This window comes from Bradyrhizobium sp. UFLA05-109 (assembly GCF_054185165.1).
Genome location: NZ_JBBIAR010000018.1, coordinates 84,226 through 108,478, shown reverse-complemented (window position 1 = coordinate 108,478; position 24,253 = coordinate 84,226). Strand labels below are relative to the sequence as shown.

Here is a 24,253-nt window from a genome sequence, read left to right as displayed (position 1 = left end):
CGACCGGCCCTGGAGTTCATCGCGAATGCAGCTTGAATCGACGCTCACCTGTCCGGAATGCGGCCATCGCATGCGCAAGGCCATGCCGACCGATGCCTGCCAGTTCTTCTATGACTGCAAGGGCTGCGGCAGGAGGCTGAAACCGAAGGTGGGCGATTGCTGTGTATTCTGCTCGTTCGGATCCGTCCCCTGTCCGCCCGTCCAGGCGGGTGACTGCTGTTCCTAGACCGCGCCAGGCGACCAAGGATCCCGCATGGGCTTCTACCAGGACAGGATCGTGCCTTGGCTGACGCATCTGGCGATGCGCCAGGCCCAACTCGTGCCATATCGAACACGCGTTGCCTCCGGCGCGACCGGCCGCGTGCTGGAGATCGGAATTGGTCCCGGACTCAATCTCGCGTTCTACGGGCCTGATGTGACCGAAGTCATCGGCCTTGATCCGTCACCAAAGCTTCTGGAGATCGCGCGCGATGCCGGGCGAAAGACCATGGCACCGCTCGCGCTGATCGAAGGCTCCGCGGAGGCAATTCCGCTGGAGAATTCGAGCGTGGACACGGTGGTGACGACATGGACCATGTGCAGCATCCCGGACGTCAATCGCGCGCTCTCCGAGGCGCGACGGATCCTGAGGCCGGGCGGACAACTGCTGTTCGTCGAGCATGGTCGCGCGCCCGAGGCCAGCGTGCAATGGTGGCAGGATCGTTTGACCCCGCCCTGGAGGGTCATCGCGGGCGGCTGCCATCTCAATCGTGCCATCGCGGACCTGATCCGCGACAACGGCTTCGCCGTCCACGATCTCCATGAAGGCTATATGCCGGGACCGAAGCCGATGACGTTCATGTATGAAGGTCGGGCGCTCCCGCGTTCGTAAAGAACGCGGTTGCCCTACTATGGCACCGGCATCGGACGCCGATTGCGACTGAACCGGTTCGAGCTCGCCATCCATTGCGGCAAGGGTTCACCGTCGCGGTGGCGTCCGCCGGCGACTGCGGCCGCCCAGGCGACCACGGCTCCGATCAGGGTCGCTGCCGCAACGCAGAATGCGACGATGATCGAACTGCGCCGCGCATGGTTGATTGCCGTCTGGGACTCCGCGATCACAGCGTCGACGCGCCGCTCGGAATCCGCCGGCGACAGCCCCGTCAGCGCGCCCGTCTGTTGCACGAGATAGGTGCGATCATCGCTGCTGATGCCGCTGTGGCTCGACGACGTCATGAGGATCCGCCCGGCTTCGGCGCGGTCTTCCCGGATATCAGTGTTGGGCGGCCGACGCGGGGCGCGGAACAGCTTGTCGAGCTCATAGCTCAACAGCGGCTCGGCGGCGGTTGCATTGCTGGCCGAGCTGCGCATCGGCGAGCGCTCGAGCGCGGACGCGCCGAGGATCGCGAGCAATGCCGCACCGATCAGCACCGCGACAGCCCATGACATCAGTCCGTGCAGCCCGTCCCGCCGCTCGCCGTCATCCTCGACCGCCGTGAGCGCAGGCGCAGGCCGCGCAATCCGGCCGGCGATGTAGCCGCCAAAACCGAAGCTGACGATCGCCTGGAGGATCAGATACAGTCCCGACAGCAGCGCGAGCGCCGATGACGCATCGCGCCATGTCGGCGAGGTCGAGCTAACACCGAGGCCGATGGCGAGGCCAAAGCTGACCAGGATGAACGACAGCGCACCGGCAGCGAACGCGCCTGCCAGCACCGAACTCCACTGGATGGCCCAGCGCCCTTCCGCGGCGGGCACGCCACCTTCCATGACCTCTTCCTGTACGAGAGCCTCGATAGTCATCGCGGCACTCTCAGCGCAGGCCGAAGAACGACAGGATCGCCATGATCACGACGATCAAACCGATCAGATAGATCAATCCGTCCATAAGCCCATCCTCCTCAAATGCTCCGCGGCGCTAATGAAGAGGCCCAAGGAATGTTCCTAATCGGGCTTTCGTAGCTCGGAACGAAACATCGAGATGCGGGTTACCTGTATAAGTCCAAGGGAAGCATGGATTGTGAGCACAAAGGCCCCAGCCGGTCCGCGCCGGATCTGGGGCCTTCCGTTTTTGCGCTGCATTGACTGTCGTATGTTAACGACGCCAACCTCAGGAATCATCAAAGATGCGGTCGGGGCGGAACCCCCAGGAGCGGGAGAGCCGCGTGGATCGCAGAACGGCATGCCTGAACCAGGCGAACGCATTTCGAGAAAAGGCGATCGCCGATCCCGAGCACCACGACCAGTGGATCGACGAAGCCATCAAATGGCTCGAGCTAGCGATGGAAGCGGGCTACCACGTCGCGGTCGAAGCCGGCGATGGCTGCACCATTCCGGAGCCGATGGAGCGGCAGACACGATCCTATCGCATCGGCCTGATGCGCAGGCCTGACTGCGTCCCATGTGAGAACGAGTCGCCGCAGTCTTCAGCGGCGCCGAGTTTGTTCCGCTAACGTAATAATGTTGCGGGTCGACACTGTTCCTACGGCCATGCTACGCGGCGGATCGGGAAGTCGGATGATCCGATGCCCCCGAAGGGGCGACAGACGTGGCCAGCCACGACCATCACGATCATCATGACCACGACCATGGCGGCCACGATCATGGCCACGGTCATGGCCATGGTGCGCACGTCCACGCGCCCGCAAGTTTTGGCAGGGCATTTGCGATCGGGATCTCGCTGAACACCGCGCTCGTCGTCGCGCAAGGCATTTACGGCTACATCGCCAATTCAACCGCCCTGCTCGCCGACGCCAGCCACAATTTGAGCGACGTGCTCGGCCTCGTCATGGCCTGGGGTGCCTCGGTCGCGGCTAGGCGCGCGCCCACGGGCCGCTTCACCTACGGCTTTCGCGCCTCGACCATCCTTGCGGCCCTCGCGAACGCCGTCTTCCTCCTGGTCGCAACCGGGGCGATCGGCTGGGAGGCGATCCTGCGCCTGCGCGAGCCCGAGCCGATCGCCGGCGTCACGGTGATGATCGTCGCCGGCATCGGCATCCTCATCAACGGCGCAACCGCGATGCTGTTCGCGAGCGGCCGCAAGGACGACATCAACATCCAGGGCGCGTTCCTGCATATGGCGGGAGACGCGGCGGTCTCACTCGGCGTTGTCATCTCGGCGGCGCTGATCATGTGGACCGGCTGGCTCTGGCTCGATCCGCTGGCGAGCCTTTTGATCTGCGCCGTCATTCTCTGGAGCACGACGGGTCTGCTCCGCAGCTCCATCGACATGTCGATGGCTGCCGCTCCGCGAGGCACCGACCTCGACGCCATCAAAGGCTTTCTGATGCAGCGGCCCGGCGTCTCCGATATCCACGACCTGCACGTCTGGCCGATCTCGACCACGGAAACCGCGCTGACCTGTCACCTCGTCATGCTGGGCGGCCACCCCGGCGACGTCTTCCTGATGGAGACCGCGCAGCTCCTGAAAACCTCGCACCGGATCGGTCACACGACGATCCAGATCGAGACCGGCCAGGACAATGGCTGCGCGTTGGCGCCCGACAACGTGGTGTGACGGCGACTACGCCGCCTTCGCCGTCACGATCCAGATCGCTCCCGGCAGCGCCACCGACTGCCCCTCGACGAACGGCGCCAGCGCTTCGCGGATCGAGCCCTTGGCGGCCTCAACGGTCTCCGGCGGATGGCCTTGCAACGCGCGGCTGGCAGGGCCGATCTGAAGAGAGCCGTCAACGGCCGCGTCCAGCCCGCCACCGATCGCGATATCCATCGCAAGGTTATGCGGCTCCATCGCCACGTCCGCGAAGCCGGCACCTTTCAGGATGCGCATCACGCGTTCTTCCGACGCAAAGGCGAACGGGCCCGGATCCTCCGGACCAACCGGCGGCATCTTGGGCACGTGTTTGTAGACCGCCATCAGCGGCGTCATCATCCAGGGATTTTCGCGCGGCTCACGCCAGCAGATGAAGGCGAGCCGCCCCGCAGGTGTCAGCGCGCGACGCAGGTTGGTGAACGACACGATCGGATCGGCGAAGAACATCACGCCGAAACGCGATGCCAGCAGATCGAAGCTTTGGGGCTCGAACGGATAGACCGTCGCATCCGCCAGCACGAAATCCAGCGGCAGGTTCTTTGGCGAGAGAGCACGCGCCTGCGATAGCATGGGACCTGAGACGTCGAGGCCGAGCGCAAAGCCATTCGGCGCCACCGCCTTCCCAAACGCAACCGTCGTCGCGCCGGAGCCGCAGCCGATATCAAGCACGCGCTCGCCCGGCTTTGGCTTTGCCCGGTCAATCAGTATGTCCGCGATCGGCCCGAGCAGCGTCTCCTGCACCGCGTGGCGATCGGCCCAGCGCTGCCCGCCCGGACCGTTCCAATAGGCGATCTGGTCCGTATTCTGCTCATGTCCGCTCGGCTGTTCCATCACGCCCTCTGTGTCTCGCATCCGCAAGCCGCCTGAACCTCGCAATTGCGCGCAGTCACGTGCATGGGCAGCCCGTTTGCCAGCCGCAGCGTAATTTTCTGCGACGGCCAAACTTTGGCGCCCCCGGCGAAGGCTCCATGTCCAAGCGATGCACGAGAGACGCGAGCACGATGGTCGCCTCCGGGAGCGCGAAGGACGAGCCGATGCAGATGCGCGGGCCGTTGCCGAATGGCACGTAGGCAAAGCGCGGGATCGCACGAAGGGAAATGCAGGAAAAATAGGTGGAGTGATCGGCACAGCCTTGTGCGCCGCAAACCGGGTGCCACCGCCGCAGAGTCCCGACTGCTCAGTCAGTTGGATCGAGCGGCGCGACCGATGTTCCAGCGCATGGCTTCCAGAGGGATATGGGTGAAAGCCTCCGCGAGCCGTCGCCTCCAAGGTTGCTTCGCCGTCGACAGCCTCCCCTCCAGATGCGCGGCCTTCTCGCGGGCTGCCACGGTTTCGACGTTGGCCTTGAGCAATTCTGCCAGCAGCTTGTTCGTGCGGTCGCACTCTCTCTCGAAGTCGGACCGATGACTGCCGGCAATCGCCTTCATCTCCAGGAGATCGGCCTGCAACGTGGCGATGTGCTCCTTGAGAGCGGTGACCACCTGGTGACCGGCCGGAGTTTGGGGCGCGCGCGTGATGGGCGAATGGCTGATCTCGGTGAGATCGACGTGGACCAGGGTCTTTCCATCGTTCGAGCGAGACCGGGGAAACCGGTGTCGCTTCACGAGTGATCTGGCTGCCTCTGGCGATATCTTGAGTCGCTCGCCTAGCTCGGCATAAGTCAGCATTTCGACGGGCATGATGGTTACTCCCGGCCAGCCGGGCGGTCACCACCCGAACACGACGCACCATACCAATCCCGAGTTAACGGGCGGTTTACTATGCCGGCCGGTGATGTCCGCTCGGCCGATGGAGCATCTCTTGGCACCTTGTCGGAACGCTCGGGTGCCGAAATGACAGCAGGCCCCATCGAGGCAGCCTCTTCGGTCAACCTCGGCGAGAAGGTTTATGAATGCGCGGACGGGTAGAGCGACAGACAATGGTAAGCGGTGAGAGGATCGAACCGCCGATCCGCGCCAGCCTGGATCATTCGGCTGCCAGCGAGGCTCCGCTTCGCTTCGCAAGGACGCGGCGAAAGTCCGCTGCAAGCTCATCATAGTAGCGAGCAAGCTCCTCATAAAAAGCCTTTCCGGCCGCGTCTCTCGCTTCTTGAGCTGCTTTCATGCAGTGAGCGGCTTTGGACTCGTACCTTTCCAGCTTGATGCGAAGATCATTCATCACGGCGGTACTCCACGCTGATCACGGGAACTGGAACGGTGGTTCGGGCGGAGATCGAAAAGATGACCGAACGGAGGCAATTTTGGACCCGTCGGGGGCCCTTTCTGGGCGTTGCATGCCCAGCGAAAGACCCGCCTTCGCCCGTTGGGCTTCGGCGCGACAGCCTTCGCTCGCTTCGCGTCAATGATGTTCGGAGGCTGGCCCGCCCAGCCGTAGCTCGCGGCGAAAAGCCCGCCTTCGCCCGTTGGGCTTCGGCGCGACAGCCTTCGCTCGCTTAGCGTCAATGATGTTCGGAGGCCGGCCCGCCCAGCCGTAGCTCGCGGCGAAAAGCCCACCTTCGCCCGTTGGGCTTCGGCGTGGCAGCCTTCGCTCGCCTCGCGTCAATGATGTTCGGAGGCTGGCCCGCCCAGCCGTAGCTCGCGAAGCGAGCGAAGGCTGGTGGGCGGTCACGGATTCGAACCGCGGACCCTCTCGGTGTAAACGAGATGCTCTAACCAGCTGAGCTAACCGCCCCTCGCCGCTTCTTTAGCCCCAGGCACCCGGGAGGGGCAAGGGTCGAACGTCAATCAGTGTTAGTCCATGGGCCGGCCGGGCAGCCCCGGCACGGCGTCGATCCACAGCGCCGCCGACTGGCACCAGATCTGCCGGCTGGGCCGCAAGGCCTCACGCTGGCGGATGCTGCCCCAGCGGATGCCCCAATCGTCGGCCTCGGTGCCCTCGCCGCTGGTGAACAGCGGGGAACCGCAGTCGCCGCAGAAATGCTGGAAGCGCATCCGGCCATTGTCGCCGCGCTTGCCATAGACCTTGGGCTTCCCGCCGGTCAGGCGGACGGTTTGGCCAGAGCAGACCGCGGTCACCCGAAAGGGAGACCCGGTCAGCGCCTGGCAATCGGTGCAGTGGCACACCGAGACGGCCTCCGGATCGATCTCCGCCGCGTAGCTGACCCGGCCGCAATGGCATTGTCCGTCGATCTGCATGCCGCGCTCCCGAAACAAAAACGGCGCCCGAAGGCGCCGTTTTAACGATCAGTGAGCGGTCAGGCCGCCGGCGGCTTCGTCGCCGTCCGGCTTCACCGTCACCTTGGTGTCCTCTTCCCAGACGATCGGAACCGGCTTCTTCACCAGCGCGCGGGCGACGACGTCGTCGAGCCGGGAGACCGGGACGATGTCCATGCCGCCCTTGATCGCATCGGAAATCTCCGTGAGATCCTTGGCGTTGTCCTCGGGGATCAGCACCGTCTTGATGCCGCCGCGGGCAGCAGCCAGGAGCTTCTCCTTCAGACCGCCGATCGGCAGCACGCGACCGCGCAGCGTGATCTCGCCGGTCATCGCGACATCATGGCGGACCGGGATGCCGGTCATGACCGAGATGATTGCGGTGGCCATCGCCACGCCTGCGGACGGGCCGTCCTTCGGGGTAGCCCCCTCCGGCACGTGCACGTGGATATCGCGCCTGTCGAACATCGGCGGCTCGACACCGTAGTTGATCGCGCGCGAGCGGACGTAGGACGCCGCCGCCGAGATCGACTCCTTCATGACGTCGCGCAGGTTGCCCGTGACCGTCATCTTGCCCTTGCCGGGCATCATGACGCCTTCGATCGTCAGCAGCTCGCCGCCGACATCGGTCCAGGCAAGGCCGGTGACGATGCCGACCTGCGGCTCGCTCTCGATCTCGCCGAAGCGGTACTTCGGCACACCAAGAAACTCTTCCAGAGTCTTCTCGGTGACCTTGACCGACTTCTTCTTGGAGATCATCAGCTCCTTCACCGCCTTGCGGGCGAGTGTCGAGAGCTCACGCTCCAGATTGCGCACGCCCGCTTCGCGGGTGTAGCGGCGGATCAGAAGCAGCAGTGCGTCGTCGTCGATCGAGAACTCCTTGGAGTCCAGGCCGTGCTTGGACACCGCGTTCGGGATCAGGTGCTTGCGCGCGATCTCGACCTTCTCGTTCTCGGTGTAGCCCGCGATCCGGATGATCTCCATGCGGTCCATCAGCGGCCCCGGAATATTGAGCGTATTCGCGGTCGTGATGAACATCACGTTGGAGAGATCGTAGTCCACCTCGAGATAGTGGTCGTTGAAGGTCGAGTTCTGCTCGGGGTCCAAAACCTCGAGCAGCGCCGAGGACGGATCGCCGCGGAAATCGGCGCCCATCTTGTCGATCTCGTCCAGGAGGAACAGCGGATTGGACGACTTCGCCTTGCGCATCGACTGGATGATCTTGCCGGGCATCGAGCCGATATAGGTGCGGCGATGACCGCGGATCTCGGCCTCGTCGCGCACGCCACCGAGCGAGACGCGCACGAATTCGCGCCCCGTCGCCTTGGCGATCGACTTGCCGAGCGAGGTCTTGCCGACGCCGGGAGGCCCGACGAGGCACAGGATCGGACCCGTGAGCTTGTTGGCGCGCGACTGCACCGCAAGATACTCGACGATGCGGTCCTTGACCTTCTCGAGTCCGTAATGATCGGCATCCAGAACCGCCTGCGCGGCTTCCAGGTCCTTCTTGACCTTGGACTTCTTGTTCCACGGGATCGACAAGAGCCAATCCAGATAGTTGCGCACGACGGTCGCTTCCGCGGACATCGGCGACATCTGGCGCAGCTTCTTCAGCTCGTGCTGCGCCTTCTCGCGCGCTTCCTTCGACAGCTTGGTCTTGGAGATCTTCTCTTCGAGATCAGCGAGCTCATCGCGACCATCGTCGTCGCCGAGCTCCTTCTGGATCGCCTTCATCTGCTCGTTGAGATAGTACTCGCGCTGGGTCTTCTCCATCTGGCGCTTGACGCGCGAGCGGATGCGCTTCTCGACCTGCAGCACCGAGATCTCGCTCTCCATCAGCCCCAGCACCTTCTCCAGGCGCGAGGTGACGGACAACGTCTCCAGGATTCCTTGCCGATCCGCGATCTTGACCGCGAGATGCGAGGCAACGGTGTCGGCGAGCTTGGCGAAATCGGTGATCGCCTGCACGACGCCGACGACCTCGGCCGAGATCTTCTTGTTGAGCTTCACATAGCTCTCGAAGTCGGACACGACCGAGCGCGCCAGCGCTTCGGCCTCGACCGACTTCGCGTCAGTGTCGGCGAGCGCGACCGCAGTCGCCTCGTAGTAGTCGGCGCGATCGGTGTACTTCTCCACGCGCGCGCGCTCGAGCCCTTCGACCAGCACCTTCACGGTGCCGTCGGGGAGCTTCAGGAGCTGCAACACACTCGCGAGCGTACCGGTCTCGTAAATCGCATCCGGCGCCGGATCATCGTCGGACGCGTTCTTCTGCGTCGCGAGCATGATCAGCGCGTCGTTCTTCATCACCTCTTCGAGCGCGCGGATCGATTTCTCGCGACCAACGAAGAGCGGCACGATCATGTGCGGGAAGACGACGATGTCGCGCAACGGGAGCACGGGATAAGCGTGCGCCTCGCCGTGAATGATGGTTGGCCGGGGTTTTGGACTGGTCATGGCCTTTTCCTTTTGCTTTGCCCCCTTGCACGCAATCCGCCGTAGCTAGCGCAACCGCCACAAGGTGCCGAGGTGATCCGCAAAACCAGTAGGCCCTTAAGCTTGGACCGGCCTTGCCGGATCGAAGTGAGGCGAATCTTGAAGAGAATTCCTGCTCGCCGTTGACATTAGGTGGCTATCGACCCGGGGGGTGTCAAGCCATTGAAAAACGCGCGCCATTCAGCGCTTACGCACGCGGGACGAGCGACGCAGTACCGGCTGCGGATACACGTTCCGCAGCCGTCAATTCGAGAAGTTCGAAGGCTCGGACCAGCGTCGTTCAGGCGCTGGCATTCTCAACCGCGCGATCGGAGCGATCGGCGTAGATGTAGAGCGGACGCGCCGTGCCTTCCACGACCTCGCGGGAGATCACGACCTCTTCCACACCTTCCAGGCCCGGCAGATCGAACATGGTTTCGAGCAGGATCGCCTCGAGGATCGAGCGCAGTCCGCGCGCGCCGGTCTTGCGCTCGATCGCCTTGCGGGCAACCGCGCCAAGCGCCTCGTCGGCGAAGGTCAGCTCGATGTTCTCCATCTCGAACAGGCGCTGATACTGCTTGACCAGCGCGTTCTTCGGGTCGGTCAGAATCTTCTTCAGCGAGGTCTCGTCGAGGTCCTCGAGCGTCGCAACGACCGGCAGTCGGCCGACGAACTCAGGAATGAGGCCGTACTTCAGGAGATCCTCGGGCTCGACGTGGCGGAAGATCTCGCCAGTGCGGCGATCTTCCGGTGCCATCACCGAGGCACCGAAGCCGATCGAGGTCGACCGGCCGCGCGCCGAGATGATCTTCTCCAGGCCCGAGAAGGCGCCGCCGCAGATGAACAGGATGTTGGTGGTGTCCACCTGCAGGAACTCCTGCTGCGGATGCTTGCGGCCGCCCTGCGGCGGGACCGAAGCCACCGTGCCTTCCATGATCTTCAGCAGTGCCTGCTGCACGCCCTCGCCCGACACGTCGCGGGTGATCGACGGATTGTCGGACTTGCGGCTGATCTTGTCGATCTCATCGATGTAGACGATGCCGCGCTGCGCGCGCTCGACATTGTAGTCGGCGGCCTGGAGCAGCTTCAGGATGATGTTCTCGACGTCCTCACCGACGTAGCCGGCTTCGGTCAGCGTCGTCGCGTCAGCCATCGTGAAGGGCACGTCCAGGATGCGGGCGAGCGTCTGCGCGAGCAGCGTCTTGCCCGAGCCGGTCGGACCGATCAGCAGGATGTTCGACTTCGCGAGCTCGACGTCGTTGTGCTTGGTCTGGTGGTTGAGGCGCTTGTAGTGATTGTGCACCGCGACCGAGAGAACCTTCTTCGCATGGCTCTGGCCGATCACGTAGTCGTCCAGCACCTTGCAGATTTCCTTCGGCGTCGGAATACCGTCGCGCGACTTCACCAGCGAGGACTTGTTCTCCTCACGGATGATGTCCATGCAGAGCTCGACGCACTCGTCGCAGATGAAGACCGTGGGACCCGCGATCAGTTTGCGGACTTCGTGCTGGCTCTTGCCGCAGAACGAGCAATACAGCGTGTTCTTGGAGTCGCTCGTGCCGACCTTACTCATTCATGTCTCCGTCCGCGGTTCGATCCCGTCCGCTCGATCGCTCCATTCCGGCACGACAGCCGGCATGAAGATTCAAATAGAGCAAATTCCGTACCAAAAAAGACCCTACGCGTTACATCCCGTGCGAATCACGGTCACTCGATTCTCCCGCGATCTTAGCCCACCAGTCGTAGCCAACCATGCTGTCACCCGACTATCAAGAATTCGCTAATCGGGGGTCGGCGGCTACCCGTGACAATACCGTGATTTCACGTCTTGGCACGGGGGAAGTGAGCGAAATCACCCCAGCGTTGCTGGATTACCACGAAAGAACCAGCACGAAAGCGGAACTTTCCGCCTATCGCAGGGCGCAAAACCGCTTTTTGCGCCGCGCGAATGCGCCGTTAACGTGAAGGCCGCCCTGACGATCCCAAATAAACCCAGGGATCGTCCTTATCATATCGGTAGTGCTACGGGGCTTTCGGCGGTGCCGGATCCTCGGCGCGCTTGTCGATCACCTTGTCGACGAGACCGAATTCCTTGGCGTCGTTTGCCGTGAGGAACTTGTCGCGCTCCAGCGCATCCTCGATCGACTTGTAGGTCTGACCGGTGTGCTTGACGTAGATCTCGTTGAGCCGCTTCTTCAGGTTCAGGATTTCCTGCGCGTGCAGCATGATGTCGGTGGCCTGCCCCTGGAAGCCGCCCGAGGGCTGGTGCACCATGATGCGCGCGTTCGGCAGCGAGAAGCGCATGTCCTTCTCGCCGGCGGCGAGCAGCAGCGAGCCCATCGAGGCCGCCTGCCCCGTGCACAGCGTGGAGACCGGCGGGCGGATGAACTGCATGGTGTCGTAGATTGCAAGGCCCGACGTCACCACGCCGCCCGGCGAGTTGATGTACATCGAGATTTCCTTCTTCGGATTCTCGGCTTCGAGGAACAGAAGCTGCGCGACGATCAGCGTCGACATGCCGTCCTCGACCGGTCCGGTCACGAAGATAATGCGCTCCTTCAACAGGCGCGAGAAGATGTCGTAGGCGCGCTCGCCACGGTTGGTCTGCTCGACCACCATGGGCACGAGGTTCATGTAGGTTTCGACCGGATCGCGCATGAGTCACCTAGGTTTTTCGGAGGCGGACATCCTCGCGGCAAGACAGTCTTGGCTGGAATTGCCGAGCGCGGATGGACGTCCCGTGATGCAGGACTTGGGTAGGTAGCCACAGATATAGCCCAATTCGCTCCAGACAAGACCGGAGCGAATTAAGGCTTAATCCGACAGAACCACTTGAAGCTGATTCGTGGAAACAGGCCCAGCCGGCCACCTGGCTAGCGCGCCTGCTTCCGCCGATCATCCTTAACAGAAGGCTTTCTCGCGAAGCCTTAAGCGGCGGTCTTGTCCGCCTCATCGTCCTTGTAGAGCTCTTCGCGCGAGACCTTCTTCTCGGTCACGTTGGCGAGCTCGAGGATGAAGTCGACCACCTTGTCCTCATAGATCGGTGCACGAAGCTGGGCCAGCGCGTTGGCATTGTTGCGGTAGTAGTCCCATACTTCCTTCTCGCGGCCCGGCACCTGGCGCGCCCGCTCGATCACCGCGCGTCCTACTTCGTCGTCGGTCACGGTGATCTTGTTCTTCTCGCCGATCTCCGACAGCACGAGACCGAGGCGCACGCGGCGGTCGGCGATCTTGCGATATTCGTCCCGCGCCTTCTCCTCGGTGGTGTCCTCGTCGGCAAAAGTCTTGCCGGCGGAATCCATCTCGGCCTTGACCGAATTCCACATCAGATTGAACTCTTCGTCGATAAGCGAGGGCGGCGCATCGAAGCGATGAGCCTCGTCGAGACGATCGAGCAGCGCGCGCTTGACGCGCTGACGCGTCGCGGTGGCGAACTCGGCCACGAGCCGCTCGCGCGCGGCTTCCTTCAGCTTGTCGAGCGATTCAAGGCCGAGCGACTTGGCAAACTCGTCGTCGATCTTGGTGTCCTGTGCTGCCTCGATCAGTGTTGCAGTGGTCTCGAACTCGGCGTCTTTCCCGGCGAGCTTCTCGCTCATATAGTTCTTCGGGAACGACGCCTTCACCGTGCGGGTCTCGCCCGCGCCGATGCCGATGAGCTGATCCTCGAAACCGGGGATGAACGTGTTGGACCCGATCTGGACCTGAATGCCCTCGCCGGTGCCACCCTCGAAGGCTTCGCCGTTGATCGTACCCTTGAAGTTGACGGTGACGCGATCGCCGGACGCCGCCTTGGCGCCCTCGCCCTTGTCGCTGTAGCTGCGGTTGTTGTCGGCGATGCGCTTGATGGCCTCGTCGACCTCGACATCAGTCACGTCGGCGACCGGCTTCTCGACCTGGAAGCTCTTGAAGTCGGCCAGCGCAATCGGGGGCACCACTTCGATCGCCACGGTGTAGGTCAGGTCGGACTTGCCGGAGAGCAATTCCTCGACCTCTTTCTGCTCGGTCGGCATGGTGATCTTCGGTTCGGTCGCAAGGCGGAAGCCGCGCTCCGAGAAGATCTGCGTATTGGTGTCGCGGATGGTCTGGTCGATGGTCTCCGCCATCACCGAACGGCCGTAGACCTTCTTCAGATGCGCGACCGGCACCTTGCCGGGACGGAAGCCGTTGAGGCGCACCTTGTCCTTGAGGTCGACGAGCTTGGCGTCGGCCTTGGCATCGAGATCAGACGCGGAAACGCTGATCTTGAACTCGTGCTTCAATCCTTCCGAGAGGGTCTCTGTGACCTGCATGGCGTCCAATCTTCTTCTCGCTTCGTCACGGCGCTTGCCGCCGCGACATTTGTCATCAATCGATCCGGCGCGCGGGCAGAACGCCTTTGCGCCGGTGGTTCATTGGACCCGGCGCCTCGGGACAAAACGTCCATGAGGAACGAGGTCCTGCAGTAATCCGTGCAAACGCTGAAAGCGCTTGGTGCGGGCGGAGGGACTCGAACCCCCACAACTTTCGTCACTGGAACCTAAATCCAGCGCGTCTACCAGTTCCGCCACGCCCGCGTGAATTTGCATCAAGACCGGCCGCGATGCCGCGGGCGGCCGGGCTTATAGCATGTGCCCGCCTGTTCGCAGCAAAAAAATGGCCGTGTGAACGCCCTCTTGAGATAGGCACGGCGGCTGGACTTATCCAGCGCGGCGTGGTCCGCATCGCCCTCATGACGAAGCGATTTTTTGTCCCGACCCGACGAGAGCTTTTGGCCGGCCTGGCGGCCTCGGCGGCCGGTCTGGCCGGCGGCGGAGCGACGCCACCGGCAGCCGCCCGGCTCACCCTCCTGGCGCGGCCTGCGACCCTGGCTCTGAGGCCGGGACAGCCGCCCACATCAGTCTGGGAGCTCGCGGCACCAAATGCTCCCGGCACCGTTCGTCTCAAGCGCGGTGACCGCTGCGAGGTGACCTTACGCAACGATTTGCCGGTGCCGATCGCAGCAGTCTGGTACGGCCTCGACGGCGCGGCGGCTGCCGAGCCACTGCTGGGCGGCGCGGCGGTGGCCCCGGGAGCGACAACAACATCAATCATTTCAATGCCTCACGCCGGGACCCTGCTGGCTGACCTCAGCCTGCTCGAGGAGCGCCTGAAGCAGCCCGTACGGCCGCTCCCGATCATCGTCGAGGAAGCGGACCGTGTCGCCGTGGATCGTGATGAGGTTCTGTTGATCGAGGAATGGCGCCTGCGGCCGGATGGAGCGGCGATCACCCCGGGCACCGACCCCAGAGACACGATCCCGCTCTATACCCTCAACGGGCGGACCTCATTCGAACTCTCAGCCTCCGGCAATCAGCGGCTGCGGCTGCGCTTTATAAATGGCTCCCAACGCACTGTTCTGGCGATCAAATTGGAAAACCACGACGTCCGCGTGATAGCCATGGACGGACAGCCTGCCGAGCCGTTCCCGGCTCGCAACGGCGCCCTGGTGCTCGCCTCCGGCGCGCGTGCTGACGCATTAGTGGATACGGCCAAATCGGCCTCATTCCTGCTGCATGACGGCAAGGAGGCGCGCCAGATCGGGACCCTCGCGGTCACCGGCTGGCTCGAGAGACGCGTGCCGCTGTTGCTGCCACCGCCGCTCCCGCCAAATGACCTTCCCCTGCAGCTCGATCTGAAGGGCGCCCTGCGGTTCGATGTCGCGCTCGGCGCCCCTGACGCCGGCTGGACCCGCCCGGCAGGCTTCTCCCCTTCCTCCGCCCCTGCCTTTCGGGCCAAGGCCGGTCGCACTGTCGTGTTGGCCCTGAAGAACTCGGGACCAGTCACAACCGCCTTCCACCTGCATGGCCATCATTTCCGCCTGCTCGACCGGCTCGACGACGGCTGGAAGCCGTACTGGCTCGACACGCTCGCGATCGAGCCCGGCCAAATCCAACGCATCGCATTCTTGGCGACCTACCCAGGACGCTGGCTGGTCGAGTCTGTCGTGACCGACTGGACCGCACCGCGGCTCGTCCGCTGGTACGCGGTGGAGTGAATGCCCTACCGGCGCTTCCAGACGTAGCGGGCGTCGGGTTCTTTCTCCTCGTTCCCCGTCCCGTCGGTCTCCTCGACCAGCTCGAACCCGCGGAGCTCGTAGAAGCGTCGAGCTCGAACGTTGCGCTGAAAGGTCCAGAGCTGAAGGTGTTCGAAGGTACTCTTGGCGACATCAAGCAACTCGGTGCCGACGCCGCGGCCTTGCGCGTCGGGCAGCACGTAGAGTTGTTCGATCCAGCCGTCACGGAAGGCGATGATTCCGCCTAATGCGCCGCCGTCGAAGCGTCCCCACAGGCGGCACCTAGCGAAAACCCGCTCGCGATAGAACCAGCGGTCCTCGTCGGGCGTGTGCAGCCCGACCAGCCACGGCATCGCATGGTCGAAGGCGATACGGTGGACCCGCGCGGCCGCGTCCATATCGGCCAGCCCGAGCGGTCTGAGCACTAGTACTCCACTCCCAGCGCATCATAAATCCGCCGGTGCACGGCCGGCAGCGTCTCGGTCAGGTCCTCCGCGATCAGGCCGGGACCAGCCTCACCCGCCGCTTCGCCATGCATCCACACACCGATGCTCGCGGCCTCGAAGGCCGGCACGCCCTGCGCCAGGAGTCCCGCGATGATGCCTGAGAGCACGTCGCCGGCACCGGCCGTCGCGAGCCAGCGTGGCGCGTTGGCGGCGATGGTGGCGCGACCGTCCGGCGCGGCGATGGTGGTGTCCGGTCCTTTCAGAAGCACGACTGCGCCGCAGCGCTCGGCGGCGACACGGACGCGCTCGAGCTTTGAGCGGCCGGGATGCTTGTTGCTGAGATCGGCGAAAAGGCGCGGAAACTCGCCCTCATGCGGCGTCAGCACGACCTCGCAGTCGTGCGACGACTTGATCGATTCAAAGAGCCGTCCGGGATTGGCTGCAAAGCTCGTCAGCGCGTCCGCATCGAGCACGAGGTGGCGCTGGGCTGTGAGCGCCGTGTGGACGAAGTCGCAGGTGCGCGTCCCCGTGCCGGTGCCCGGACCGATGATGCAAGTATTGTAGCGCTTGTCGGAGAGGAGCTCGCCGAACTCGATCGCGGTGTCGACCGGGCGGACCATCACCGCCGTCAACGCGCCCGCATTGATCGCGAGCGCATCGCGCGGGCTGGCCAAGGTTACGAGCCCCGCGCCGGCACGCAATGCGCCGCGCGCGGCGAGACGTGCGGCACCGGTTGCTGCGGCATCACCGGATACCGCGAGCACGTGGCCTCGCGCGTATTTATGGCCATCGATCCGCGGCACCGGAAAGGTCGCGCCCCAAAAATCCGGATCGTTCTCGAACAGCTGTGGCTTGATCTCGTGAAGCACCTGATCGTCGATGCCGATGTCGGCGACACGCACGCGGCCGCAATGGATCCGGCCGGGCAACAGAAGATGCGCGGGCTTCTTGCGGAAGAAGGTGACGGTCTCGGTGGCGTTCACCGCAATGCCCATCACGCTTGCGCTCGTGCCGTTGATGCCGCTCGGCAGATCGACGGCCAGCACCGGCGCGCCATTGGCGTTGATCGCCTCGATCATCTCGCGCGCCTCGCCTTCGATCGGGCGGCTGAGGCCGGCGCCGAACAGCGCATCGATGATCAGCGCGGGCCTGCCGATCGCCTGCGGATTGAACGGCAGGAGTGGATGCTTCCAACCGCGCGCGGCGGAGGCCGCATCGCCCTGGAGCTGGTCGCGCTCGCACATCAGGATGACGGAGACCTCGCGCCCTTGGGCTGCGAGCTCGGCTGCGGCGACAAAACCGTCGCCCCCATTATTGCCCGGACCGGCCACCACCAGGATCGGCCCCTCCTCCGCCAGCGCGCTCGCGGCTTCCGCGACCGCCTGGCCGGCGCTCAGCATCAGCTTGAAACCGGGCGTGCCGGCCGCGATGGTGAGCTGGTCGGCCCGCTGCATTTCAGCGTTGGTCAGAACTTCCATGCCACTTCCCTGGTACAAACGCCTTTTCAACAGGCAGATTTCGTTCCGATCTCGGGGCAAAACCCGCAATCTGCACACAGATTGAACCGTTTGCCTATTTCGTAGTCTTCGCTATTTTGGGCCGGTTGGTCCCACCTATCCGAGATGCTCGTTAAAAGGCTGATAACGCTCCAATAATCAGGGCATTTGCAACTTGGCATAGACCCTGCTTTCGAGGAAGCCGCTTCGGTTCGTCGTGCTCACTGGCATTCTTCAGGTGTGACCGGCCGCCGCCCGGGCTGGTCAGGCAGCTTGGGACAGCGAGGACAACTCCGCGCGAAAACAAAGCGCATCCTGACGAAGACGTTGCTATTTGATCGAAAGGCCGGGAGGCGCGCAGTGAAGAAAATCGAAGCCATCATCAAGCCGTTCAAGCTCGACGAGGTGAAAGAGGCGCTCCAGGAAGTCGGACTGCAGGGCATTACCGTCACCGAGGCCAAGGGCTTCGGTCGCCAGAAAGGTCATGCCGAACTTTACCGCGGCGCAGAATACATCGTGGACTTCCTGCCCAAGGTCAAAATCGAAATCGTGATCGGCGACGATCTGGTCGAGCGCGCGATCGACGCGATCCGCCGTGCGGCACAGACTGGGCGCATCGGCGACGGCAAGATCTTCGTCTCCAACATCGAAGAAGCCATCCGCATCCGGACCGGCGAATCCGGGCTGGACGCTATCTGAGCCGGGTGCTATCCCGCATTTTGCGACATTCTACCTAAGAAATAAGGCCGCCTCGGCGGCCTGATGTCGTTTGTGCACTCGCGCGCCTCGAGAAGCGAGAACAACGTCGCTCGAAGTCTGGAAACCGACCCGCAGAGCCAAAAGGGGTATGCATGAAGACCGCCAAAGACGTCCTGAAAGCGATCAAGGACAACGACGTCAAGTACGTCGACCTCCGTTTCACCGATCCGCGCGGCAAGTGGCAGCACGTGACCTTCGACGTCAGCATGATCGAAGAGGACACCTTCGCCGAAGGCCAGATGTTCGACGGTTCCTCGATCGCCGGCTGGAAGGCGATCAACGAGTCCGACATGTGCTTGATGCCCGACCCGGTCACCGCGACGATCGATCCGTTCTTCGCAGAGACCACCATGGTCATCGTCTGTGACGTGCTCGAGCCGACCACCGGCGAGCCCTACAACCGCGATCCGCGCGGTATCGCCAAGAAGGCCGAGGCGATGGTGAAGTCGATGGGCGTCGGCGACACCGTCTTTGTCGGCCCCGAGGCCGAGTTCTTCGTGTTCGACGACGTGCGCTATTCGTCCCAGCCTTACAACACCGGGTTCCGGCTCGACTCCTCGGAACTGCCGACCAACTCCGACACCGAATATGAGGGCGGCAATCTCGGCCACCGTATCCGCACCAAGGCCGGCTACTTCCCGGTGCCGCCGCAAGATTCCGTGCAGGACATGCGCTCGGAGATGCTCGGCGCCATGGCCAAGATGGGCGTCAAGGTCGAAAAGCATCACCACGAGGTCGCTTCCGCCCAGCACGAGCTCGGCATGAAGTTCGACACCCTTACGCTGATGGCCGACCACCTGCAGATCTACAAATACTGCATCCATCAGGTCGCGCACATCTACGGCAAGACCGCCACTTTCATGCCGAAGCCGGTCTATGGCGACAACGGCTCGGGCATGCATGTGCACCAGTCGATCTGGAAGGACGGCAAGCCGGTGTTCGCGGGCAACAAGTATTCCGACCTGTCGGAGACCTGCCTGTCCTACATCGCCGGCATCATCAAGCACGCCAAGGCGATCAACGCCTTCACCAACCCGACCACCAACTCCTACAAGCGTCTGGTCCCGGGCTATGAAGCGCCGGTGCTGCTCGCCTATTCCGCGCGCAATCGCTCGGCCTCCTGCCGCATCCCCTACACCGCTTCGCCGAAGGCCAAGCGCGTCGAGGTGCGCTTCCCCGATCCGCTCGCCAACCCCTATCTCGGCTTCGCCGCGATGCTGATGGCGGGTCTGGACGGCGTGAAGAACAAGCTCGATCCGGGCCCGGCGATGGACAAGGATCTCTATGACCTTCCGAAGGAAGAGCTGAAGCAGATTCCGACCGTGTGCGGCTCGCTTCGCGAGGCGCTGGAAAACCTCGACAAGGACCGCGCCTTCCTCAAGGCCGGCGGCGTGTTCGACGACGACTTCATCGACAGCTACATCGAGCTGAAGATGACCGAAGTCGAGCGCTTCGAAATGACCCCGCACCCGATCGAGTTCGAGATGTATTACTCGGGCTAAGTGGGTTAGCGGATACGACAAACAAAGGGCGCCCCTCGGGGCGCCCTTTCGTTATCGCAGCAGGCGCAAGGGCATCTCACCCATCGGAGGACATCAACGATGAACAAGTCCGCTCTACTCTGCGTTTCGCTTCTGGCGCTGGCGACCCCGGCCTTCGCCGGCGAGCGGACGGCCTCAAAACCCACCGCAGAGGATTGCGAGACCAGGATGCAACGGCTCGATGCCTCGCAGGCCGAGGGCGAGGAGCGCCTGGCCGAGAAGAACGAGGTGATCGCGTTCTGCACCAGCCAGTACAGGCGCGACAAGACAATCGGTCAACTCGTGGCCGAATGCGAGAAGTACGAGGAGCAGCCGGTGGTCAAGCAGCAGTTCGTCGCCGAGTGCCAGCTCGCGGCATTCAGCTATGCCAATGCACTGCGCGCGCTGAAGACGGAGTATCGCAAGTAGGTGCCGCGAGCACCTCCCTATCACCGTCGGGATGCCGAGACCAACGGCTCACGCAAAACCGCCCTCGACACGCGTGCGAACCGGCTACGCCGTCGCGCGCTGCCGCGCCACGAGCGCCTCGCCGAACGCCTGAAAGATCTTCCGGTTGATCGGATTGCGCTGGGGATCGTATTCGGCGTGCCATTGCACGCCGAGCGCAAAGGTCGGGGCTTCCGCGATGCGGATCGCCTCGATTGTGCCGTCCTCGGCGACACCTTCGATCAGCACGCGCTTGCCCGGTTCCAGAATGCCTTGACCGTGCAGCGAATTGACCTTGATCTTTTCGCAGCCGAGAATTCTGGCGAAGGCGCCGCCGGGGATGAGATCGACCTCGTGGCGGTCGGCAAACACGACGGTGGGATCGGGATGGATCTCGCCGTTCTCGAGCCTGGGCATGCGATGGTTCATGCGGCCCGGTATTTCGCGGATCTCGGGGTGCAGCGAGCCACCGAAGGCGACGTTCATCTCCTGCAGGCCCCGGCAGATGCCAAACAGCGGGATACCGCGAGCGACGCAGGCGACCGAGAGCGCCAGCGCGACCTCGTCGCGATGGATGTCATAGGGCTCGTGCTTCTGGCAGGGATCGACATTGAAGCGCATGGGGTGGACGTTGGCGCGGGCGCCAGTGAGCACGATGCCATCAACGCAATCGAGCAGCGCACCGATATCGGTGATGTCGGCTGAACCGGCAAACATCAGCGGCAAGCCACCGGAAACCTCGGCCACAGCGCGCAAGTTTCGCTCGCCGACCATCTGGACTTGAAATCGATTTTCGACGCGATGGGAATTCCCGATCACGCCGACGACCGGCTTTTTCATCTCCCGTTCCGACCTCCCCGCCGAAGAAGATTCCCTATACATGCCCACCGAATGGAACAATTTCAACCGAAGGGATCGCGGGACGGCAATGCTATTTCGCCTGAATGCCCCGCCGGAAGGGCATTGAGACCCCAACCGCCCCATCCGCGCCCGGGGCTCGAGCGGACCGCTCGCAAGGCACAGTTCAGGTCGCGGACGCGTCAAACCGGCACGCGGGTCCCGGCTTGATCCTTGGCTGGATTTCGCGAAAGAGTGCCGTGCACACACCTGCCGCAAAAAAACGCCTGCCGCGCAAAGGACATCATGTGACGATTCCTGCAGATGAACGGACCCGCAGCGATCTGGCCTGGGCGATCGCGGTCGGTGGTATCTGTATCGTGCTGTTTGCAGCGCTCCTGGTCTTCACCTGGTATTTTGCCGCAACCCTACTCTTGATCTTCACGGGCATGCTGCTCGGCGTCGGACTCAACGCGATGACCAACGCGCTCGGGCGCCATCTCAACCTGCCGCATCCGTTCCGGCTTGCGATCGTCTGCGTGGTGCTTGCGGCGATGCTCGCGGGCGTGGCCTATCTCGGCGGCGCGACCATCGCGGAGCAGGCCTCCGCACTCAGCGACACCATCAAATCGCAGCTCGTTACCGTCAAAGGCTTCCTCGAGAGCCACGGCATCGACACCAGCTTCTTCGACATCGGCAACGCCTCCTCCGCGCCGACCGGCTCGGAAGCGGCGCCCAGCGCCTCACCCCCGCGCACCGGCCTTCCCGGTGCCGGTGCGCTGGCCTCCAGCGGCGGTGCGATCGTGAGCCAGACGCTCAAGCTGCTGCTCGGCACGATCAGCGCTGTCGGCAACTTCTTCATCGTGCTGTTCTTGGGGCTCGCCTTCGCCGCGCAGCCCGGCGTCTATCACGACGGGCTCCTGTTCATCGCACCGGCCCGGCACCGGGCGCGTGCCACTGTCATCATCGACCACATCAGCGAGACGCTGGAACGCTGGCTGATCGCGCAGATCATCGTCATGCTCGCGGTCGGCGCGGTGACCTGGGTCGGGCTTGCCATCATCGGCATCCCCGGCTCATTCATCCTCGGGATTCAGGCGGGTCTCCTCGCCTTCATCCCGACGGTCGGCGCCATCATCGCCGGCGTGATCGTGGTGCTGGCGAGCATCGCGTCAGGCTGGGTCGCCGCGCTCTCCGCCCTGATCCTGTTTCTCGGCGTCCACGCGATGGAGAGTTACGTGCTGACGCCGATCCTCCAGCGGCAGGCGCTCGACATTCCGCCCGCCACGCTGTTCGCCTTCCAGATCCTGCTCGGTGTCGTGTTCGGCATCTGGGGCCTGGCTCTAGCGCTCCCGCTGGTCGCCATCGCCAAGGTTTTGCTCGATCATTTCAAGAGCTATGAGGCGCCGGCGCAGACCGCGACGGTGTGAGACCGCTCAAGCCGTCGTCACAACCGTATTGGTGTGCTCGACCTCGGGCGGCGCGGCAAAATACTGGCCGACGAGGCCGCGCCATTCGGCAAAGTTTTCCGAGCCGCGGAAGTCGACGGTGTGGTTCTCCAGCGTCTCCCACTTCACCATCAACCGGTAGCGCTGCGGCTTCTCGATCGACTTGTGCAGCTCGAAGCCGTGAAAACCCTTGGAGCGGCCGAACGCGGCCTTGGCCTTGGCTACCGCCGCCTCGAAATCCTTCTCGGTGCCCGGCTTGACGTCGATTTGCGCGATCTCGGTGATCATCGTTTCCGCCCTTCTTGTTGACAGGGCGTGTCTAGCGCAGACGGCCGAAAAGAAAAAGGCGCCGAAACGGCGCCTTGGGGTCAGCCGAACCACCTGCTCTCTCAGCTGAACAACAAGACGATGCCGGCCACCGTCAGCGCGCAGGCAGCAAACAGTGTGAGCGGCCGGTGGTCGCGTTTCTCTGCGTAGCGGCCCTGGGCACGGCGCTCGCTGATCAGCGCCGTCTCATATTCATCCGATGTCGAGAAGATGCAGCCGAAACCGCCGCGCGCGCTTGCCGCGGCCGCTTCGAGCGACACCATGGCGGCTTGCGGGCTCTGTTGACGAATCGACTCCATGACCACGATGGTAGTAATCGATAGTAAACAGCGCCTTACCCGCAAAGCCTCCTTTGCGTCTCAGACCGTCGCCGGCCGTGGCACCGGGAGCCGCGCCGCGGTCTGGCGGCGCCAGTTCTCCAGCGACAGCGGCAGCTCTTCAGCGGCCTCGACGCGATTGCGGCCGCCGCGCTTGGCCTGATAGAGCGCGGTGTCGGCGGCAGCCAGCAGCACCTCGAGCTCGGTGCCGGCAGGGCCACCGGCAACGCCGATGCTGACGGTGGTGTCGACCGGCCCCTCGTCGACGACGATGCCCGAGGTCTCGAACGCCTCGCGCACGCGCTCGGCGACCAGCACGCCCTCTTCCAGCGAGCACGGCAACAGCGCCGCGAACTCCTCGCCGCCGATCCGGCCCGACAGGTCGGAGATACGCAGATTTGTGGTCACGACCGTCGAGAACAGCTTGAGCATCTCGTCGCCCGCGGGGTGGCCGAAGCGGTCGTTGATCGACTTGAAGTGGTCGATGTCGAAGATCATGACGGTCACCGGCCGCCCCGTCTTGGCCTCGCGCTCGATGACGCGCGAGCAGGCTTCCGCAAAACCGCGCCGGTTGAACATGCCGGTGAGCGGATCCATCGATGCCGCGGTCTTGTGCGCGGTCACCGTGCGCTCGGACACCAGCATGAAGATCACGAACACGGTACCGACGGCGTAAAGGATGAGCTCGACCGCGAACACCGTGACCCAGATACTGGTGGAGAAGTGCGGATCGTGCGGCCGCAGGAGGCCGCCGATGAGAACCGGCATCATCAGCACGCAGCCATGCATGATCGGCACGGCGACGACCGGCCAGCTTCGCTGCAGGCTCTTGCGCCGCTCGGACCAGAGCTCACCCGCGGTCAGCGCCGCGTAAACCGAGACGATACCGGCACCGACCATCATGCGCAGCGTCGCATTGGCCGGATCAAGCAGCGTCACAGCGGCAGCCCAGCCGAGCGCACCGAACAGAAGTCCGGGCCAGTTCGGCTTGCGGCCGTGGAAGACGCGCGCGGCGTTCCAGACCATGCCGCAGGCGACGAAGCCGACCGCGTTCAGCGCGAGATAGAGCTGCGCGCCAAGCTTGTCGCCGGCGGCTGTCCACAGCGCGACGGAAGCTGCGCCGAGGAGATAGGCGGTGCCCCACCATTTCAGCGCGGGACTTTTCTCTTGCCTGCCGAAGAACACCATCATGGCGCCGAGCAGTGCGGCTACCATCGTGGCAACCAAGTATAGCGTGATGCTATCGAGCGACATCATGTCAGCCCCCTTTGAAACCAAGCCAATACGCGATCAGCCCGATCGCGTGCCCTTCCAACTGCGAGGCTAGGTCTCCCGGGTTCCATTCAGGTTTTCATGCAGGCGCAACTTTTCGGGAAAACACCGGTGCAATTTGCATACAAACGAACAACAAAAGGGCGCCGAATTCGGCGCCCTTTTGCATTTCATTGAAGCCGCTTTCGCGACGAATT

Annotated in this window: 26 protein-coding genes and 2 tRNA genes; 10 read left to right on the top strand and 18 right to left on the bottom strand. The window is 63.6% G+C overall.

What is annotated here, in order from left to right; all coding sequences use genetic code 11:
- Nucleotides 1-25: 25 nt before the first annotated feature.
- Both Q3C01_RS15595 and Q3C01_RS15590 read left to right on the top strand, forming a co-directional pair.
- A complete protein-coding gene (locus tag Q3C01_RS15595; protein WP_458146197.1) occupies nucleotides 26-226 on the top strand; it encodes a GDCCVxC domain-containing (seleno)protein in 201 nt (66 codons plus the stop codon).
- A gap of 27 nt (nucleotides 227-253) precedes the next feature.
- Nucleotides 254-871 carry a class I SAM-dependent methyltransferase gene (locus tag Q3C01_RS15590; RefSeq protein WP_458146196.1) on the top strand — a complete coding sequence of 206 codons (618 nt, stop codon included), beginning with the start codon at nucleotides 254-256 and terminating at the stop codon, nucleotides 869-871.
- A 17-nt stretch (nucleotides 872-888) separates the two neighbouring features.
- On the opposite strand, the gene Q3C01_RS15585 is transcribed toward Q3C01_RS15590, so the two are convergent.
- A complete protein-coding gene (locus Q3C01_RS15585) occupies nucleotides 889-1,782 on the bottom strand; it encodes a hypothetical protein (RefSeq protein ID WP_458146195.1) in 894 nt (297 codons plus the stop codon).
- 362 nt (nucleotides 1,783-2,144) lie between these two features.
- Between Q3C01_RS15585 and Q3C01_RS15580 the strand changes: the two genes are divergently transcribed.
- Both Q3C01_RS15580 and Q3C01_RS15575 read left to right on the top strand, forming a co-directional pair.
- Complete coding sequence (locus Q3C01_RS15580; protein ID WP_458146194.1) at nucleotides 2,145-2,432, top strand: hypothetical protein; 288 nt, start codon at nucleotides 2,145-2,147, stop codon at nucleotides 2,430-2,432.
- Nucleotides 2,433-2,527: 95 nt separating this feature from the next.
- Nucleotides 2,528-3,496 carry a cation diffusion facilitator family transporter gene (locus Q3C01_RS15575; protein WP_458146193.1) on the top strand — a complete coding sequence of 323 codons (969 nt, stop codon included), beginning with the start codon at nucleotides 2,528-2,530 and terminating at the stop codon, nucleotides 3,494-3,496.
- Nucleotides 3,497-3,502: 6 nt separating this feature from the next.
- On the opposite strand, the gene Q3C01_RS15570 is transcribed toward Q3C01_RS15575, so the two are convergent.
- The 8 genes from Q3C01_RS15570 to clpX all read right to left on the bottom strand — a co-directional run bounded on the left by Q3C01_RS15570 (nucleotide 3,503) and on the right by clpX (nucleotide 10,729).
- Complete coding sequence (locus Q3C01_RS15570; protein ID WP_458146233.1) at nucleotides 3,503-4,363, bottom strand: class I SAM-dependent methyltransferase; 861 nt, start codon at nucleotides 4,361-4,363, stop codon at nucleotides 3,503-3,505.
- Between the two features lie 55 nt (nucleotides 4,364-4,418).
- A complete protein-coding gene (locus Q3C01_RS15565; protein WP_458146192.1) occupies nucleotides 4,419-4,598 on the bottom strand; it encodes a cytochrome P450 in 180 nt (59 codons plus the stop codon).
- 115 nt (nucleotides 4,599-4,713) lie between these two features.
- The gene (locus tag Q3C01_RS15560; RefSeq protein WP_458146191.1) at nucleotides 4,714-5,211 is read right to left on the bottom strand and encodes a hypothetical protein; all 498 of its coding nucleotides are present in this window, start codon (nucleotides 5,209-5,211) and stop codon (nucleotides 4,714-4,716) included.
- A 286-nt stretch (nucleotides 5,212-5,497) separates the two neighbouring features.
- A complete protein-coding gene (locus Q3C01_RS15555; RefSeq protein WP_458146190.1) occupies nucleotides 5,498-5,689 on the bottom strand; it encodes a hypothetical protein in 192 nt (63 codons plus the stop codon).
- A 436-nt stretch (nucleotides 5,690-6,125) separates the two neighbouring features.
- Nucleotides 6,126-6,202, bottom strand: a tRNA-Val gene (locus Q3C01_RS15550).
- 59 nt (nucleotides 6,203-6,261) lie between these two features.
- Nucleotides 6,262-6,666 carry a GFA family protein gene (locus tag Q3C01_RS15545; protein WP_458146189.1) on the bottom strand — a complete coding sequence of 135 codons (405 nt, stop codon included), beginning with the start codon at nucleotides 6,664-6,666 and terminating at the stop codon, nucleotides 6,262-6,264.
- A gap of 48 nt (nucleotides 6,667-6,714) precedes the next feature.
- The gene (gene lon, locus Q3C01_RS15540; protein WP_284263343.1) at nucleotides 6,715-9,138 is read right to left on the bottom strand and encodes an endopeptidase La; all 2,424 of its coding nucleotides are present in this window, start codon (nucleotides 9,136-9,138) and stop codon (nucleotides 6,715-6,717) included.
- A gap of 319 nt (nucleotides 9,139-9,457) precedes the next feature.
- Nucleotides 9,458-10,729, bottom strand: coding sequence for an ATP-dependent Clp protease ATP-binding subunit ClpX (clpX, locus tag Q3C01_RS15535; RefSeq protein WP_254095610.1), 1,272 nt, complete (start codon nucleotides 10,727-10,729; stop codon nucleotides 9,458-9,460).
- 179 nt (nucleotides 10,730-10,908) lie between these two features.
- Between clpX and Q3C01_RS15530 the strand changes: the two genes are divergently transcribed.
- Complete coding sequence (locus tag Q3C01_RS15530) at nucleotides 10,909-11,121, top strand: hypothetical protein (RefSeq protein WP_458146188.1); 213 nt, start codon at nucleotides 10,909-10,911, stop codon at nucleotides 11,119-11,121.
- Nucleotides 11,122-11,178: 57 nt separating this feature from the next.
- On the opposite strand, the gene Q3C01_RS15525 is transcribed toward Q3C01_RS15530, so the two are convergent.
- The 3 genes from Q3C01_RS15525 to Q3C01_RS15515 form a co-directional block, all read right to left on the bottom strand.
- The gene (locus tag Q3C01_RS15525; RefSeq protein ID WP_027522840.1) at nucleotides 11,179-11,814 is read right to left on the bottom strand and encodes an ATP-dependent Clp protease proteolytic subunit; all 636 of its coding nucleotides are present in this window, start codon (nucleotides 11,812-11,814) and stop codon (nucleotides 11,179-11,181) included.
- 269 nt (nucleotides 11,815-12,083) lie between these two features.
- Complete coding sequence (gene tig / locus Q3C01_RS15520) at nucleotides 12,084-13,445, bottom strand: trigger factor (RefSeq protein ID WP_458146187.1); 1,362 nt, start codon at nucleotides 13,443-13,445, stop codon at nucleotides 12,084-12,086.
- 179 nt (nucleotides 13,446-13,624) lie between these two features.
- A tRNA-Leu gene (locus Q3C01_RS15515) sits at nucleotides 13,625-13,709 on the bottom strand.
- Nucleotides 13,710-13,864: 155 nt separating this feature from the next.
- On the opposite strand from Q3C01_RS15515, the gene Q3C01_RS15510 reads away from it, so the two are divergent.
- Nucleotides 13,865-15,169: a multicopper oxidase family protein gene (locus Q3C01_RS15510; RefSeq protein ID WP_458146232.1), complete on the top strand. Its 1,305-nt coding sequence runs from the start codon at nucleotides 13,865-13,867 to the stop codon at nucleotides 15,167-15,169.
- Nucleotides 15,170-15,174: 5 nt separating this feature from the next.
- Here Q3C01_RS15510 and Q3C01_RS15505 read toward each other — a convergent pair whose 3' ends face one another.
- Both Q3C01_RS15505 and Q3C01_RS15500 read right to left on the bottom strand, forming a co-directional pair.
- Entirely contained in the window at nucleotides 15,175-15,612 is a 438-nt protein-coding gene (locus Q3C01_RS15505) for a GNAT family N-acetyltransferase (RefSeq protein ID WP_458146186.1), read from the bottom strand.
- Entirely contained in the window at nucleotides 15,612-17,111 is a 1,500-nt protein-coding gene (locus Q3C01_RS15500) for an NAD(P)H-hydrate dehydratase (RefSeq protein ID WP_458146185.1), read from the bottom strand. Before Q3C01_RS15500 ends, Q3C01_RS15505 begins: the two co-directional genes overlap by 1 nt.
- 378 nt (nucleotides 17,112-17,489) lie before the next feature.
- On the opposite strand from Q3C01_RS15500, the gene Q3C01_RS15495 reads away from it, so the two are divergent.
- From Q3C01_RS15495 to Q3C01_RS15485, 3 genes are all read left to right on the top strand, one after another.
- Entirely contained in the window at nucleotides 17,490-17,828 is a 339-nt protein-coding gene (locus Q3C01_RS15495; protein ID WP_007603495.1) for a P-II family nitrogen regulator, read from the top strand.
- Between the two features lie 152 nt (nucleotides 17,829-17,980).
- Nucleotides 17,981-19,390, top strand: coding sequence for a type I glutamate--ammonia ligase (gene glnA, locus Q3C01_RS15490; protein WP_458146184.1), 1,410 nt, complete (start codon nucleotides 17,981-17,983; stop codon nucleotides 19,388-19,390).
- Between the two features lie 99 nt (nucleotides 19,391-19,489).
- Complete coding sequence (locus Q3C01_RS15485) at nucleotides 19,490-19,837, top strand: hypothetical protein (RefSeq protein ID WP_458146183.1); 348 nt, start codon at nucleotides 19,490-19,492, stop codon at nucleotides 19,835-19,837.
- An 84-nt stretch (nucleotides 19,838-19,921) separates the two neighbouring features.
- Here Q3C01_RS15485 and Q3C01_RS15480 read toward each other — a convergent pair whose 3' ends face one another.
- Nucleotides 19,922-20,695: a gamma-glutamyl-gamma-aminobutyrate hydrolase family protein gene (locus tag Q3C01_RS15480; protein WP_458146182.1), complete on the bottom strand. Its 774-nt coding sequence runs from the start codon at nucleotides 20,693-20,695 to the stop codon at nucleotides 19,922-19,924.
- A gap of 305 nt (nucleotides 20,696-21,000) precedes the next feature.
- Here Q3C01_RS15480 and Q3C01_RS15475 point away from each other — a divergent pair, with 305 nt between their 5' ends.
- Nucleotides 21,001-22,122, top strand: coding sequence for an AI-2E family transporter (locus Q3C01_RS15475; RefSeq protein ID WP_458146181.1), 1,122 nt, complete (start codon nucleotides 21,001-21,003; stop codon nucleotides 22,120-22,122).
- A gap of 6 nt (nucleotides 22,123-22,128) precedes the next feature.
- Here Q3C01_RS15475 and Q3C01_RS15470 read toward each other — a convergent pair whose 3' ends face one another.
- From Q3C01_RS15470 to Q3C01_RS15460, 3 genes are all read right to left on the bottom strand, one after another.
- Nucleotides 22,129-22,428 (bottom strand): antibiotic biosynthesis monooxygenase family protein, encoded by a 300-nt coding sequence (locus Q3C01_RS15470; RefSeq protein ID WP_027522849.1) that lies wholly within the window; start codon nucleotides 22,426-22,428, stop codon nucleotides 22,129-22,131.
- A gap of 101 nt (nucleotides 22,429-22,529) precedes the next feature.
- Nucleotides 22,530-22,766 (bottom strand): hypothetical protein, encoded by a 237-nt coding sequence (locus Q3C01_RS15465; RefSeq protein WP_458146180.1) that lies wholly within the window; start codon nucleotides 22,764-22,766, stop codon nucleotides 22,530-22,532.
- A gap of 60 nt (nucleotides 22,767-22,826) precedes the next feature.
- Complete coding sequence (locus tag Q3C01_RS15460; RefSeq protein ID WP_458146179.1) at nucleotides 22,827-24,041, bottom strand: GGDEF domain-containing protein; 1,215 nt, start codon at nucleotides 24,039-24,041, stop codon at nucleotides 22,827-22,829.
- Between the last annotated feature and the right edge of the window lie 212 nt (nucleotides 24,042-24,253).